We start from the raw sequence: 14,297 nt of genomic DNA on the forward strand, positions 1-14,297 counted from the left end.
ACCGGAATGGGATTGCTTTTGGTACTTGGCGGGCGCATAGTGAAAGCACGGCGGGCGGTTGGAGCCGACTGCCGGGTCGCCACAGGGTGTGCTGTGGCGGCGCCTATCTTCCGAGTGCCACAGGAGACCTGTTTATGAACCTGACGATCAGCGGTCATCATCTCGAAGTCACCCCCGCCCTGCGCAGTTATGTCACCTCCAAGCTGGATCGGATCACCCGGCATTTCGACCAGGTGGTCGATGTCAAGGTCCTGCTCACCGTTGAAAAGCAAAAGGAAAAGGAAAAGCGCCAGCGCGCCGAATGCAATATCCACGTCAAAGGGACCGACCTGTTCGCCGAATGCTCCCATGCCGATCTGTACGCTGCAGTCGATGAACTCGTGGACAAGATGGACCGGCAAGTGATGCGCCACAAGGATCGCATCCAGGACCACCATTCCGATGCACGTCGCCGGATGGCCGCGTGATCTTCACGCAGTGCGACGGGCGGGCAGGCAGCCCCGCCGCCTCTCCAACCGCCCGATGGGGCGGTTTTTTCACAGGGGGTGCCGCAAGCCCGAACCGGCTTTGCGGCGCCAATTGTGAGCGTTTGTTCCAAGCGGTGCATAATCGCGCCCAGAAACTGCCATGAACCGCCTCGCCTCCATCCTGCCTGCCGATCAAGTGCTCGTGAGCGTTGATGCCACCAGCAAGAAACGTGCTTTTGAAGAAGCAGGCCTCTTGTTCGAGAGTCTGCACGGCCTGTCGCGGGCGCTGATCACCGACAGTCTGTTTGCCCGCGAACGCCTGGGTTCCACCGGCCTGGGGCATGGCGTGGCCATTCCACACGGACGCATCAAGGGGCTCAAGGCTCCGATGGCGGCCGTGTTCCAACTGGCGCAACCCATCGGGTTCGACGCGCCGGACGAGCAGCCTGTGGGCCTGCTCATCTTTCTGCTGGTGCCCGAAGCGGCCACGCAGAAACACCTGGAGATTCTTTCCGAAATTGCCGAGCTGCTCAGCGACGGGCCCTTGCGCGAGAGAATCAAGGGCTGCGCCGATGCGGTCGAACTGCATCGCATGATCGCTGGTTGGCAGTCCACGCAGACGGCCTGAGTTCTTCGCCCCTCCGCAGCGCTCCTTCCCCGTGAAACCCAACGTCGTCAGCGCCGATGTCCTGTTCGAGGAGTTTCGCGGCCTGCTCAAGTGGGAATGGGTCGCGGGCCTGGGGGCCTCGGAGCGCCGCTTTGACGAGGTGGCTGTGCGCTCGGCGCGCTCTGGCGCTGACCTGGTGGGCTACCTCAACTACATCCATCCCTACCGGGCGCAGATCCTGGGTGAGCGCGAAATCGCTTACCTGGCCAATGCCACGGTGGAGGACTGCAAGCGCAGGATTTCGCGCATCGTCACGCTGGAGCCTCCGGTGCTGGTGCTGGCCGACGATCAGGTGGCGCCCGACGAACTGGTGTCGATGTGCGAACGCGCCCAGATTCCCATGTTCGCCACGCGCGAGTCGGCGGCCTTCGTCATCGATGTGCTGCGCGCCTACCTGTCCAAGCATTTCGCCGATCGCACCACCATGCACGGCGTGTTCATGGACATTCTGGGTCTTGGCGTGCTCATCACGGGGGAATCGGGCCTTGGCAAGAGCGAGCTGGGGCTGGAGCTGATCTCGCGCGGCAACGGGCTGGTGGCCGACGATGCGGTCGATCTGTTCCGCATCAACCAGAACACGATTGAAGGCAAGTGCCCGGAGCTGCTGCAGAACCTGCTGGAGGTGCGCGGCATCGGTCTGCTGGACATTCGCGCCATTTTTGGCGAGACAGCAGTACGCCGCAAGATGCGCCTCAAGCTCATCGTGCACCTGGTGCGCAAGGAAACGCTGGAACGCAACTACGAGCGGCTACCCTACGAACCGTTGACGCAAGACGTGCTGGGCGTTCCGGTGCTCAAGGTGGTGATTCAGGTGGTGGCGGGGCGCAACATTGCCGTGCTGGTGGAGGCTGCCGTGCGCAACACAATCTTGCAGCTGCGCGGGATTGATACCTACCAGGAATTTGTCGAGCGCCACCGCCGCGCCATGGACAAGGGCGGCTGATTATTTGCCGCGTTGCTGCGCGGCACACTGCGCGCACTGCCCATACAGGGCCATGGAGTGGTCCTGAACGACCCAGCCCTTGGACTTGGCAACACTCTGCTGGCGCTTCTCGATCTCGGCGTCGAAGAACTCTTCCACCTTGCCGCAGGCGGTGCAGATGAAGTGATCGTGGTGCTTGCCTTCGTTCAGTTCGTAAACGGCCTTGCCGCTCTCGAAGTTGCTGCGGCTCAGAATGCCGGCCTGCTCAAACTGCGTCAGCACGCGGTACACCGTGGCCAGGCCGATGTCTGAATGCTCTTGCAGCAGCACCCGGAACACATCTTCAGCCGTCATGTGGCGCTGTGCGCCTTTCTGAAAGATTTCCAGGATCTTGAGCCGGGGAAGCGTGGCCTTGAGGCCGGTGCTCTTGAGTTCTTCGATGTTGGACATGGCAAGGGTTTGGGGTTGGGTGGTGCGCCGCGCTTGGGCGGGGCCTGCCGCTACAATGGCTTGCATCATATCCTCTGGCCTTTTCCCATGTCCGCCAACGCTTTTCACAGTGCCCGCCTGGGGGCGATCCTGCTGCTCGGTGCCAGCCTGGCTGCCTGTGGCAGCTTCGACGGTGCGAGTGCGCGCATTGCCAGCGTCGTGACACCCTACAAAGTGGATGTGGTGCAGGGCAATTTCATTTCGCGTGAGCAGGTCGAGGCCTTGCAGGCCGGTATGGGCCGCCAGCAGGTGCGCGACATCCTGGGCACCCCGCTGGTCACCAGCCTGTTCCATGCCGATCGCTGGGAGTATGTTTTTTCCCTCCAGCGGCCCGGGCAGCCGGTACAGTCGCGCAAGCTGACGGTGTTCTTCAAGGGCGATGTCCTGGAGCGTTTCGAGGGCGATGAAATGCCCACCGAGAGCGAATTCGTCGCTTCGCTCGACGCACGCAAGGGCAAGCGCAAGGTGCCGCAACTCGAAGCCACCGAGGAGCAGCTCGCCAAGTTCCCCGCACCCCAGGCCCCCGCCAAGGCAACCGAGCAGCAGCCTGCTCCCGCCCCCACGGCCACCCGCTACCCACCGCTCGAATCCAGCACCCGCTGAATGCGGCGCCGGTGCAACCGCATTCAAGGAACGCTATGACAGGGACTTCCTCCCCCGCTACTTCCCATGCCCCCTACCGCGTGGCGGTGGCCGGGGCTTCCGGCCGCATGGGCCGCATGTTGATCGAGGCCGTGCGTGCCAGCGGCGACTGTGTGCTGGCCGGTGCGCTGGACGTGCCTTCCAGCCCTGCCATCGGCTCGGACGCCACGGCGTTCCTGGGCGTGGCCAGCGGTGTGCCCATCACGGCCGACCTGCGCCAGGGGCTGCAGAACGCCGAGGTGCTGATCGACTTCACCCGCCCTGAGGGTACGCTGGCCCACTTGGCCATCTGCCGCGAGCTGGGCGTACAGGCCGTCATTGGCACCACGGGCTTTACCGACGCGCAGAAGGCCGAGATCGCCGCCCATGCACAGCGCACCGCCATCGTCATGGCGCCCAACATGAGCGTGGGCGTGAACGTCACGCTCAAGCTGCTGGAGATGGCGGCCAAGGCCCTGTCCACTGGCTACGACATCGAGATCATCGAGGCACACCACCGCCACAAGGTGGACGCGCCCTCGGGCACTGCGCTCAAGATGGGCGAGGTCATCGCAGGCGCGCTGGGCCGTGACCTCAAGGACTGCGCTGTCTATGCCCGCGAGGGCGTCACCGGCGAGCGCGATCCATCGAGCATCGGCTTTGCCACCATCCGTGGCGGCGACATCGTCGGCGACCACACGGTGCTGTTCGCGGGCACGGGCGAGCGCATCGAGATCACGCACAAGTCCTCCAGCCGCGCCACCTACGCCCAGGGCAGCCTGCGCGCAGTGCGCTTCCTGCGCGGCAAGCCCCATGGCATGTTCGACATGTTCGACGTGCTGGGTTTGGCGTGAACGTGAACACCCCCCTGAGCGGCTGCGCCGCTTCCCCCCGCTCTCGCAGCGCTGTGCGCTGCGGGCAGGGGGACGACGCCAGCTCCTGGATGCCGAGTTGCTGGCGGCCCTTGCGCGGGAGCACTGGCGTGGGCCGCGCCAGTTCCATGCGTCGCTGGGTTCGCGTTCGCGGAATGGATCACTGACATGGATTGGCTGCACTGGTGGCGCCAGGGCGACGCCGTGACCCAGGCCACGGCGCTGGCGCTGCTGGCCATGTCGGTGGCAAGCTGGGTGGTCATTGCCTGGAAGGCCCGCTTGCTGCACCGTGGCCGCACCGATGTGGCGCGCTGCCTGGCGGCCTTCTGGCAGGCGCCAGGCATGGACGCTGCCCGTCGAACGCTGGCCGCGTTCGACCGCGAAGCCCTGGTGCTGCCCTTGGTCGATGCCGCTGGATCCGTAGCCACTGCGCAAAGCGCGGGCACGTTGGCCCAGGCGGGAAGCCGCAGCCAGCAGCTCACGAGGGTGTTGCGTGATGCGCTGCACATTGTGTTGGCCAAGCTGCAATTTGGCCAGGTGCTGCTGGCCACCGTGGGCTCTACGGCGCCTTTTGTGGGCTTGCTGGGCACGGTCTGGGGCATCTACCATGCGCTGACCGAAATTGCCGGTGCGGGGCAGATCAGCATCGACCGCGTGGCCGGGCCGGTGGGAGAGGCCCTGATCATGACCGCCGCAGGCCTGGCCGTGGCGATTCCGGCGGTGCTGGCCTACAACGGCTTCGGCCGTGCCGTGGCCCGCATCGAGGCCGACCTGGAAGGCTTTGCCCTGGACTTGCGCGAACTGCTGCTGGGTACGGCGGCACAGGCCCCAGCCGAGGACGCCTGAGAAGGCGGGGTGCACCATGGCATTTGGCCGCCTTGAACGCACCCGTGGGGCCGAACCCATGAGCGACATCAACATGACGCCCCTGGTCGATGTGATGCTGGTGCTGGTGGTCATCTTCATCCTGACCGCGCCTTTGCTGGCCAGCGCCATCCGGCTCGATCTGCCACGCGCCGAGGGTACGGCGCCCGCTGCAGCGCCGCGTGCGCTCACCCTGGTGCTGGACCGCCAGGGCCAGTTGTTCGTGGACGACCAACCTGTGCCGTCGGCGGCTGCGTTGGCCCGCCGCCTGGGCGAGGTGGCGCAGGCGGCCCCCGACACCGAACTGCAGTTGCGTGCCGACGCTGCTGTGCCCTATGGCCGGGTGGTGGAGGTCATGGGCGCGGCACATGCTGCCGGGCTGCAGCGCATCGGTTTTGTAGCCGACCCGGCGGCTGCGCCCGCGCCCTCGGCGCCTGCACGCTGAGACGTCTTTCTCCAGCGCCTAAAATCCGGGCAGGGCCGCAGGCTGCGGTCATTCATCATCTGTTGCAGGCATCCATGCAAGACAAATACCAACACACCGAGGTCGAGCGCGCCGCGCAGGCCCATTGGACGGCCAACGACGCCTACCGCGTGACCGAGGACGCGGGTAAGAAGAAGTTCTATGCCTGCTCCATGCTGCCCTACCCCAGCGGCAAGCTGCACATGGGCCATGTGCGCAACTACACCATCAACGACATGCTCACGCGCCAGCTGCGCATGAGCGGCTACAACGTGCTCATGCCCATGGGCTGGGACGCCTTCGGCCTGCCGGCCGAGAACGCTGCGCTGAAGAATGGCGTGCCACCCGCGAAGTGGACCTACGAAAACATCGCCTACATGAAGAAGCAGATGCAGGCGATGGGGCTGGCCATCGACTGGAGCCGCGAGGTCGCCACCTGCGACCCCGACTACTACCACTGGAACCAGTGGCTGTTCCTCAAGATGCTGGAAAAGGGCATCGCCTACCGCAAGACCCAGGTGGTGAACTGGGACCCGGTGGACCAGACCGTGCTGGCCAACGAGCAGGTGATCGACGGCAAGGGCTGGCGCACCGGCGCCGTGGTGGAAAAGCGCGAGATCCCCGGCTACTACCTGAAGATCTCCGACTACGCCCAGGAGCTGCTGGACCATGTCCAGATCGGCAACGACAAGGCCACGCTGACCGGCTGGCCCGACAAGGTGCGGCTGATGCAGGAAAACTGGATCGGCAAGAGCGAGGGCGTGCGCTTCGCCTTCACGCACGACATCCGGGGTGAGGACGGCACGCTGATCCAGGACGGGAAGATGTACGTCTTCACGACCCGTGCCGACACCATCATGGGCGTGACCTTCTGCGCCGTGGCGCCCGAACACCCGCTGGCCCAGCATGCCGCGCGCGGCAACCCGCAGCTCGCCGCCTTCATCGAGGAATGCAAGAAGGGCGGCACCACCGAGGCCGAACTGGCCCTGAAGGAAAAAGAGGGCATGCGCACGGGCCTGAACGTGACGCACCCGCTCACCGGCCTGCCGGTCGAGGTGTGGGTGGGCAACTACGTGCTCATGTCCTATGGCGACGGCGCCGTGATGGGCGTGCCTGCGCACGATGAGCGCGACTTCGCCTTCGCGCTGAAGTACGGCATCGAGATCAAGCAGGTGGTGCTGGTCGATGGTGAGACCTTCAACTACCACCAGTGGCAGGACTGGTACGCCGACAAGCAGCGCGGCGTGACGGTCAACTCCGACAGCTTCAGCGGCCTGTCCTACGGCGATGCTGTCAACGCCGTGGCCCACGCGCTGAGCGAAAAGGGCCTGGGTGAGAAGAAGACCACCTGGCGCCTGCGCGACTGGGGCATCTCGCGCCAGCGCTACTGGGGCACGCCCATCCCCATCATCCACTGCGCAGACTGCGGCCCGCAGCCCGTGCCCGAAAAGGACCTGCCGGTGGTGCTGCCGCAGGATCTGGTGCCCGACGGCTCGGGCAACCCGCTGGTGAAAATCGAGGCCTTCCACGCCGGCGTGGTCTGCCCCTGCTGCGGCAAGGCCGCGCGCCGCGAGACCGACACCATGGACACCTTCGTGGACAGCTCGTGGTATTTCATGCGCTACTGCGACCCGAAGAACAGCGAAAAGATGGTGGCCGGCGGCGCCGACTACTGGATGCCGATGGACCAGTACATCGGCGGCATCGAGCACGCCATCCTGCACCTGCTGTACGCGCGCTTCTGGACCAAGGTCATGCGCGACCTGGGGCTGGTCAAGGTCGATGAGCCCTTCACCAAGCTGCTCACGCAGGGCATGGTGCTGAACCACATCTACTCGCGCAAGGGCGAGAAGGGCGGCAAGGAGTACTTCTGGCCGCACGACGTGGAGCATGTGCTCGACGAGGGCGGCAAGGTCATCGGCGCCCGGCTGAAGAACGCCGTCGGCGACTTGCCCGTGGGCACGGCCATTGACTACGAGGGCGTGGGCACCATGTCCAAGTCCAAGAACAACGGCGTGGATCCTCAGGACCTGATCGAGAGGTATGGCGCCGACACCGCGCGCCTCTACACCATGTTCACCGCACCGCCCGAGGCCACGCTGGAGTGGAACGACGCAGCGGTGGAGGGCAGCTACCGCTTCCTGCGCCGCGTGTGGAACTTTGGCGTCAAGCTGTCTGCTATGGATAGCGTAGCTGCCAACGCAAGTGTGGCGGGCGCTGCAAGCCTGAATGATGTGAAGTTCGGCAAGGAGGCCAAGGCCCTGCGGCTGGAGATCCACACCGTGCTCAAGCAGGTGGACTACGACTACCAGCGCATGCAGTACAACACCGTGGTCTCGGGCGCGATGAAGATGCTCAACGCGCTGGAGGACTTCAAGGCCTGGGACAGCGAGGGCGCCAGCGTCGCGCTGATCGAGGGCTTCGGCATCCTGCTGCGCTGCCTGTACCCGGCCACACCGCACATCACGCACCAGCTCTGGAGCGAACTGGGCTACGCCGCCCACCTGGGCGATTTGCTCGACGCCCCCTGGCCGCAGGTGGATGCGGGTGCGCTGGTGCAGGACGAAGTCGAGCTCATGCTCCAGGTCAACGGCAAGCTGCGCGGCTCCATCCATGTGCCCGCGGCAGCCGACAAGGCCGAGATCGAGCGCATCGCCCTGGCCAGTGAGGCCTTCGCAGCGCATTCGGGCGGAGCCCAGCCCAAGCGCGTGGTGGTGGTGCCCGGCCGCCTGGTCAACGTCGTCGTCTGACATGGACCGGCGTGCCCTGTTGACCTTCGCCACCGCCGCACTGCTGGCGGGCTGTGGCTTTCGCCTGCGCGGTGCGCCGGAATTTGCGTTCGACTCGCTGTTCCTCAATGCTCCCGCAGGCTCGCCGCTGGCGCGTGAACTGCAGCGCACGCTCGAAGCCTCGGGTGGGCGCCTGAAAGTGTTGCGCGAGCCCGCGACCCTGCCCAGCGCGCAGGCCGTGTTCGACCTGCTGGCCGAACAACAGGAGCGCGCCGTGGTCGGCCTCACGACCTCGGGCCAGGTGCGTGAGTTGCAGTTGCGTCTGCGCGTGCGCATCCGTTTGCGTGGTGCTGATGGCAGCGAGTGGATTCCCGACACCGAGCTGCTGCAGTCCCGCGACATCAGCTACAGCGAAACGATTGCGCTGGCCAAGGAGGCCGAAGAGGCGCTGCTCTACCGCAACATGCAGACCGACATCGTGCAGCAGATCGTGCGCCGCCTGGCCTCGGTCAGATCGCGCTGAACGCCGCTTCCACGCGGTTGCGCCCGGCCTGCTTGGCACGGTAGAGGGCCGCATCGGCCTCGCGCAGTGTGGCCTCGAACTCGCCCACCGAGCCCAGTGCCAGTCCGGCGCTGAGCGTGGCCCCGGGCTGGGGGGCAGTGTCGGCAAATTGCTGGCGTAGCCGTTCCAGCATCTGCCGCAGGTCGGGGCCGCGGCCCGAGCCCAGTGCTACGACGACAAATTCCTCGCCACCAAGGCGCGCGGCACGGCAGTGCTCCGACCCACAGGCCTGCAGCAGCCTCGCCAGGTGGCGGATCACCTGGTCCCCTATGCCATGGCCATGCAGGTCGTTGATTTGCTTGAAGTGGTCCAGATCGACCATGCCCAGGACCACGGGTTCCTCGGCTGACTGCGATGCCACCCAGTGGCGCAGCCCCTGCCGGTTGAGCAGGCCGGTCAGTGGATCGTGCGTGCGCTGTTGCTCCACCAAGGCCAGCAGGTCGCCCGACAGCACCAGTACCAAACCCACCACGCCACCAATGAGTGACATGCCTGCGGCCAGCACCGACGCAGCATTGACCAGCGTGGGCGTCACGGTGGTCTCGATCTGGCCCAGTGCCGCTGCCACGCCGCGCAAACCCATGAGCACCGCAAACACCATTCCCAGCAAGGCCATCAGGCGCATGCCAGCACGTAGCTGTGGGCGGGCTTCGTCCCAAGCTGTGCGGGCCAGCAGCAGGGCCAAAGCAGCGAGCAGCAGAGACAGCAGACCAATGCGCCAGCGCGCATCAGGCATCCAGACACCAAACCACAGTGCGATGGCCAGACTCGCCAGGCAGCTTGCCGCCAAGGGGCCTGGCCGTACGGGCAGGCCACGCAGTTGCCGGGTGCCGCCCAGCACCAGGGCCACGCCGCTCACCATGCACACCACCGCTAGCACCAGCCCCATCACAGGCAGCAGCCAGCTTTGCAGCATGTTCAGTGCAAAGCCCGCCGAAGCCAGCAGCAGGCCGAAAGCAGCGGGCTGCATGCCCGGCAGACGGCGGCCCAAGGCCCGGTGGGTGATCAACAGCACCAGTGCCAGTAGTGCAGCCGACAGCGACAGCGTGATGCCCATGCCCCGGGGGTCGAGAAAAGCCCAGGCGGTGGGCATCATGGTGTGCCCTCCGGTGCTTCGGTGCACTCCACACGGTTGCGGCCCAGGGTCTTGGCACGGTAGAGCGCACCATCGGCCTGGCTCCACAGCGCTGCAAAGTCAATACCCGGTGTGGCCAGGGCCACCCCCAGGCTGGCAGTGATGGGCAGGCCTGCACCCTGTGCAGCCAGGCGCTCCAGGTCGCAGCGAAGGCGCTCGGCCACGGCCTGCGCTGCGCTGGGGTGCAAGCCTTGCAGCAGTACAGCAAATTCTTCACCGCCCATACGCACTGCCAGGTCGCCCTCGCGCAGGTGGCGGCGCAACACTTCACCCACAAAGGCCAGCACCCGGTCCCCGGCGGCATGGCCATGCTGGTCGTTGACCTCTTTGAAGTGGTCCACGTCCACAGCCACCAGGGCCCACCCGGCCAGAGACAGCGGCAGGCGCGAGGCCAGCGCGTGGCGGTTGAGCACGCCAGTCAGCGGATCGCGCTCCGCTTCGAGGCGCAGGTCTTCGATCACCAGCAATTGGTGCACCAGCAGCAGCCCGGTCTGAATGGCTACAAAGGACATGGCGCCCACCAGGTACACCACCATATTGAAAGGCGTGCCCAGCGCGTACACCGGCTGGATCAGGCCCTGCAAGGCCCATACGGCCCGCACCACCATCAGCAAGGACAGCAGCAGCGCTGCGATGGCGACGAAGGCCAACCCCACCCCAATACCGCGCTGGCGCAGCGGCCACAGGGCCCGTCCCAGGCCTGCCATGAGCCACACCACCACTGCCGTGAATACCACGACCCGGTAGGGAAGGTGGGGGTACCACACCCCCCACCACAACGAGGTGCCCGCGAGGCACAGGGCTGGGATGGCCCACCACCACCGCTGCGAAGGACGGCCAGCCAGGCGGTGCGTGCCGTCGATCAGCAGGCCCACGCCGACCGCCATCAACGGGTTGCCCACGACGAGTGCCCAGTGCGACGCCACCAAGCCCTGCGACACATTCAACAGGGCAGCGGCCGACGCACACACCGAGCCTGCTGCCCACCACCGCAGCGCAGGGGCATAACGCGAGCGCGATGCCAGCCAGCCCGCCAAAGCGGCCAGCGTCAGCGAGGCCATGAAGGCCGCCATGGTGATGGCGCGAGGTTCCGGCAAAACCCGACTCCCGTTGCTGGCGATGGTCACCAGTATAGAAGTCGCCAAAGGCTTTGGGTGGCAGAAAATCGAGGCGCTACCGCCGCATCAGCGTGCTCTTGCCAAAGAGCGACTCCACCAGGTCCACGGCCAGCAGGGCCGTCTTGTTGCGAACGTCCAGCGCGGGGTTGAGTTCGACGATGTCGAGCGAGGCCAGGCAGCCGCTGTCGGCGATCATCTCCATGCACAGCTGCGCCTCGCGGTAGGTCGGCCCGCCGGGCACGGTGGTGCCCACGCCGGGGGCGATGTCGGGGTCGAGGAAGTCCACGTCGAAGCTCACATGCAGGTGGGTATGCTCGTCCAGGCCGCTGAGTGCCTGCAGCATGGTCTGGCGCATGCCCACCTCGTCGATGAAGCGCATGTCGAACACCTCCAGCCCCTGCTCGTGCACGAAGCGTTTTTCGCCTGCGTCCACGCTGCGGATGCCGATCTGGTGGATCTGCTGCGGCCGCAGCGCAGGCGCGCCGCCGGGCATGCCGGCGAGCTGGGTGAGCGCCTCGGGCCCGAAGCCGCACAGGCAGGCCACGGGCATGCCGTGCACGTTGCCGCTGGGCGTGAGCATGCTGGTGTTGAAGTCGGCGTGCGCATCGAGCCACAGCACGCGCAGCTGGCGGCCGGTGTCCTGGCAATGGCGCGCCACGGCGCTGATGCTGCCCAGGCCCAGGCTGTGGTCGCCGCCCAGCAGGATGGGCAGGCGGCCCTGGCGCAGTTCGTCCCGCACGGCGTCGAACACAGCGCGGTTCCATTCCACCACCTGGGGCAGGTGGCGGTAGCCGTCCACGGGCGGCAGCCAGGGGTTGGCCGGGCCGGCAAGGTTGCCCCGGTCCGCCACCTGCAGGCCCCGGCCTTCGAGCGCCGCCTGCAGCCCGGCCACGCGCAGGGCCTCGGGGCCCATGGAGGCGCCGCGCGCGCCCGCGCCGATGTCGGTGGGGGCGCCGATCAGGCTGACGGCGGGGGCGGGGCGGTTCGGGTTCATGCGGTTTGCGGCTCCGGTTGCAGGGCGGTGCGGGCCTGAGGCGCGGGGGTGTGCAGCAGGCCGAACAGGTCCTTGGGGTCGTTCATCTGCGGCACCAGGTCGATGGGTGTGCCCAGGTGCGGGTATTGTTGCAGCAGCGCGTGCAGCGTGCGCAGGGCGGAGAAGTCCTCCAGTGCGAAGCCCACGGAGTCGAACACCGTCACCTCCTGCGCCGTGCGGCGGCCCGGCGCCTGGCCGGTGAGGATGCGGTGGAACTCGGTCACGGGGAAGTCGGCGGGCATCTGCTGGATCTCGCCCTCGATGCGCGACTGCGGCTCGAACTCCACCACCACGCGCGCGTCGGCGCGGCGCAGGATGTCGGCGTGCAGTTCGGTCTTGCCGGGGCAGTCGCCGCCCACGGCGTTGAGGTGCATGCCGGGCTCGATCATCTCCGGTCGCAGAATGGTGGCGTTGCGCTTGTCGGCCGTGGCCGTGGTCACGATGTCGCAGCCGCGCACCGCCTCTTGCGAGCTCGCGCAGCGCTCAATGTGCAGATCCGGCAGCGCCAGGCGCGCCAGGTTGCGTTCCAGCTTGAGGCTGGCGCCGGGGTCGGTGTCGAACAGGCGCAGCGCGCGGATGCCCAGCAGGTGGTAGAAGGCCAGCGCCTGGAACTCGCTCTGCGCGCCGTTGCCGATCAGCGCCATGCGGCGGCTGTCGGGCCGGGCCAGGTGCCGAGCGGCCAGCACCGACATGGCGGCCGTGCGCAGCGCGGTGGTGAGCGTCAGCTCGGACACCAGCAGCGGGTAGCCCGTGTCCACATCGGCCAGCACGCCGAAGGCGGTGACGGTGAGCAGCCCTTCGGCCGTGTTCTTGGGGTGGCCGTTGACGTACTTGAAGCAGTACAGCCGCCCGTCGCTGGTGGGCATGAGTTCGATCACGCCCACGGGCGAATGGATGGCGTGCCGCGCCGACTTGTCGAACTGCTCCCAGCGGCGGTAATCGCTGTCCATGGCGTCCACCAGCTGCTGCAGGAAGCGGGCCAGCCCCACCTGCCGCACCAGTTCGCGCACGCTGTTCACGCCGAGGTAATTCACCATGACCATCTCCTTGACTTGTGTTCTGGGAGGAATTCTCCGCAGGGGCACGGCCAAAGAAAAGTGAGAAACCTGCGCAGTTAATGCAGCTTGCAGAGCAAATCGCCAATTAAAAATGGCGGTATGTCTAATTTCTGGGTCTGGATGGGCGCGGCGATACACTGCCGGGCATGCAAGTCGCCCTGGCCCAACTCTCTTCGCAACTGCAGCGCGGCCTCGCGCCGCTGTATGTGCTGCACGGCGACGAACCCCTGCTGCAGCAGGAGGCGGCCGACGCCATCCGCGCCGCGGCGCGCGCCCAGGGCTACACCGAGCGCAGCAGCTTCACCGTGGCGGGCGCGCATTTCGACTGGAGCGCGGTGCTGGCGGCGGGCGGCAGTCTGAGTCTGTTTGCCGACCGGCAGATCATTGAAATCCGCATCCCCTCGGGCAAGCCCGGCAAGGACGGCAGCGTGGCGCTGCAGCAGCTGGCCGAAGGCGCACGCGGCAACGACAGCACGCTCACGCTGGTGCAACTGCCGCGCCTGGACAAGGCCACCAAGACCGGCAGCTGGTTCACCGCGCTCGACGGCGCGGGCCAGTCCGTGCAGATCGACCCCATCGAGCGCGCCCAGCTCCCGCAGTGGATCGCCCAGCGCCTGGCCGCGCAGGGCCAGCGCGTGGCGGCGGGCGAGGAGGGACAGCGCACGCTGCAGTTCTTCGCCGACCGGGTGGAGGGCAACCTGCTGGCCGCGCACCAGGAAATCCAGAAACTGGGCCTGCTGCACCCCGTGCGGCAAGGTGACGCAAGCGTCACGGGCGAGCTGTCGTGGGCGCAGGTGGAGGCCGCCGTGCTCAACGTGGCGCGCTACGACGTGTTCAAGCTCTCCGAGGCGGTGCTCGGCGGCCAGGTGCTGCGCGTGCAACGCATGCTCGACGGCCTGGAGGCCGAGGGCGAGGCGCCCGTGCTGGTGCACTGGGCGCTGGCCGAGGACATCCGCGCCTTGAAGCGTGTGAAGGACGCCATGAACGCCGGCAAGCCCCTGCCCCTGGCGCTGCGCGAGAACCGCGTCTGGGGCGTGAAGGAGCGCCTGTACGAGCGCATCCTGCCGCGCGCGAACGACGCGCAGCTCGCGCGCCTGCTGCAGGCGGCGCACCAGGTGGACGGCATCGTCAAGGGCCTGAAGGTGGCCGACTGGCCCGCACCGCCCTGGCAGGCGCTGCAGCGGCTGGCCTTCCAGCTCGCGCGCCTGGGCATGGCGGCGCGCTGAGTGCGAGAAATTTTAAGAAAAATTGGCCTCTAGCGCACGTGCAATAAGCGCGAGTAGCTATTAAAACAATA

Annotated in this window: 15 protein-coding genes; 10 read left to right on the top strand and 5 right to left on the bottom strand. The window is 66.7% G+C overall.

What is annotated here, in order from left to right; genetic code table 11:
- Positions 1 to 134: 134 nt before the first annotated feature.
- The 3 genes from raiA to hprK all read left to right on the top strand — a co-directional run bounded on the left by raiA (position 135) and on the right by hprK (position 2,077).
- Complete coding sequence (gene raiA / locus GWK50_RS00965) at positions 135 to 467, top strand: ribosome-associated translation inhibitor RaiA (RefSeq protein WP_162014870.1); 333 nt, start codon at positions 135 to 137, stop codon at positions 465 to 467.
- 160 nt (positions 468 to 627) lie between these two features.
- On the top strand, positions 628 to 1,095 hold the full coding sequence (locus GWK50_RS00970; protein ID WP_162014871.1) for a PTS sugar transporter subunit IIA: 468 nt from the start codon (positions 628 to 630) through the stop codon (positions 1,093 to 1,095).
- Positions 1,096 to 1,126: 31 nt separating this feature from the next.
- Positions 1,127 to 2,077 carry an HPr(Ser) kinase/phosphatase gene (gene hprK / locus GWK50_RS00975; RefSeq protein WP_162014872.1) on the top strand — a complete coding sequence of 317 codons (951 nt, stop codon included), beginning with the start codon at positions 1,127 to 1,129 and terminating at the stop codon, positions 2,075 to 2,077.
- Here hprK and fur read toward each other — a convergent pair whose 3' ends face one another.
- Positions 2,078 to 2,506, bottom strand: a complete 429-nt coding sequence (fur, locus tag GWK50_RS00980) for a ferric iron uptake transcriptional regulator (protein WP_162014873.1) — start codon at positions 2,504 to 2,506, stop codon at positions 2,078 to 2,080.
- Between the two features lie 87 nt (positions 2,507 to 2,593).
- On the opposite strand from fur, the gene bamE reads away from it, so the two are divergent.
- The 6 genes from bamE (at position 2,594) to lptE (ending at position 8,617) form a co-directional block, all read left to right on the top strand.
- Positions 2,594 to 3,148, top strand: coding sequence for an outer membrane protein assembly factor BamE (bamE, locus tag GWK50_RS00985; protein WP_162014874.1), 555 nt, complete (start codon positions 2,594 to 2,596; stop codon positions 3,146 to 3,148).
- A 35-nt stretch (positions 3,149 to 3,183) separates the two neighbouring features.
- Entirely contained in the window at positions 3,184 to 4,020 is an 837-nt protein-coding gene (gene dapB, locus GWK50_RS00990; RefSeq protein WP_162014875.1) for a 4-hydroxy-tetrahydrodipicolinate reductase, read from the top strand.
- Between the two features lie 186 nt (positions 4,021 to 4,206).
- Positions 4,207 to 4,884, top strand: coding sequence for a MotA/TolQ/ExbB proton channel family protein (locus tag GWK50_RS00995; protein ID WP_162014876.1), 678 nt, complete (start codon positions 4,207 to 4,209; stop codon positions 4,882 to 4,884).
- A 16-nt stretch (positions 4,885 to 4,900) separates the two neighbouring features.
- Positions 4,901 to 5,347: a biopolymer transporter ExbD gene (locus GWK50_RS01000; RefSeq protein ID WP_162014877.1), complete on the top strand. Its 447-nt coding sequence runs from the start codon at positions 4,901 to 4,903 to the stop codon at positions 5,345 to 5,347.
- A 74-nt stretch (positions 5,348 to 5,421) separates the two neighbouring features.
- Positions 5,422 to 8,115 carry a leucine--tRNA ligase gene (leuS, locus tag GWK50_RS01005; protein ID WP_162014878.1) on the top strand — a complete coding sequence of 898 codons (2,694 nt, stop codon included), beginning with the start codon at positions 5,422 to 5,424 and terminating at the stop codon, positions 8,113 to 8,115.
- A gap of 1 nt (position 8,116) precedes the next feature.
- Entirely contained in the window at positions 8,117 to 8,617 is a 501-nt protein-coding gene (gene lptE / locus GWK50_RS01010; RefSeq protein WP_162014879.1) for an LPS assembly lipoprotein LptE, read from the top strand.
- Here lptE and GWK50_RS01015 read toward each other — a convergent pair.
- The 4 genes from GWK50_RS01015 to GWK50_RS01030 all read right to left on the bottom strand — a co-directional run bounded on the left by GWK50_RS01015 (position 8,604) and on the right by GWK50_RS01030 (position 12,979).
- A complete protein-coding gene (locus GWK50_RS01015; protein ID WP_162014880.1) occupies positions 8,604 to 9,752 on the bottom strand; it encodes a GGDEF domain-containing protein in 1,149 nt (382 codons plus the stop codon). The two genes, lptE and GWK50_RS01015, sit on opposite strands and share 14 nt — an antisense overlap.
- Entirely contained in the window at positions 9,749 to 10,888 is a 1,140-nt protein-coding gene (locus GWK50_RS01020; RefSeq protein ID WP_162014881.1) for a GGDEF domain-containing protein, read from the bottom strand. Before GWK50_RS01020 ends, GWK50_RS01015 begins: the two co-directional genes overlap by 4 nt.
- Positions 10,889 to 10,964: 76 nt before the next feature.
- Positions 10,965 to 11,903, bottom strand: coding sequence for an arginase (gene rocF / locus GWK50_RS01025; protein ID WP_162014882.1), 939 nt, complete (start codon positions 11,901 to 11,903; stop codon positions 10,965 to 10,967).
- Positions 11,900 to 12,979: an ornithine cyclodeaminase gene (locus tag GWK50_RS01030; protein WP_162014883.1), complete on the bottom strand. Its 1,080-nt coding sequence runs from the start codon at positions 12,977 to 12,979 to the stop codon at positions 11,900 to 11,902. Before GWK50_RS01030 ends, rocF begins: the two co-directional genes overlap by 4 nt.
- A gap of 167 nt (positions 12,980 to 13,146) precedes the next feature.
- Here GWK50_RS01030 and holA point away from each other — a divergent pair, with 167 nt between their 5' ends.
- The gene (gene holA, locus GWK50_RS01035) at positions 13,147 to 14,226 is read left to right on the top strand and encodes a DNA polymerase III subunit delta (protein ID WP_162014884.1); all 1,080 of its coding nucleotides are present in this window, start codon (positions 13,147 to 13,149) and stop codon (positions 14,224 to 14,226) included.
- The last annotated feature ends 71 nt before the right edge of the window (positions 14,227 to 14,297 follow it).

Origin of the sequence: Acidovorax sp. 210-6 (assembly GCF_010020825.1) — a bacterium.
GTDB lineage: Bacteria > Pseudomonadota > Gammaproteobacteria > Burkholderiales > Burkholderiaceae_C > Simplicispira > Simplicispira sedimenti.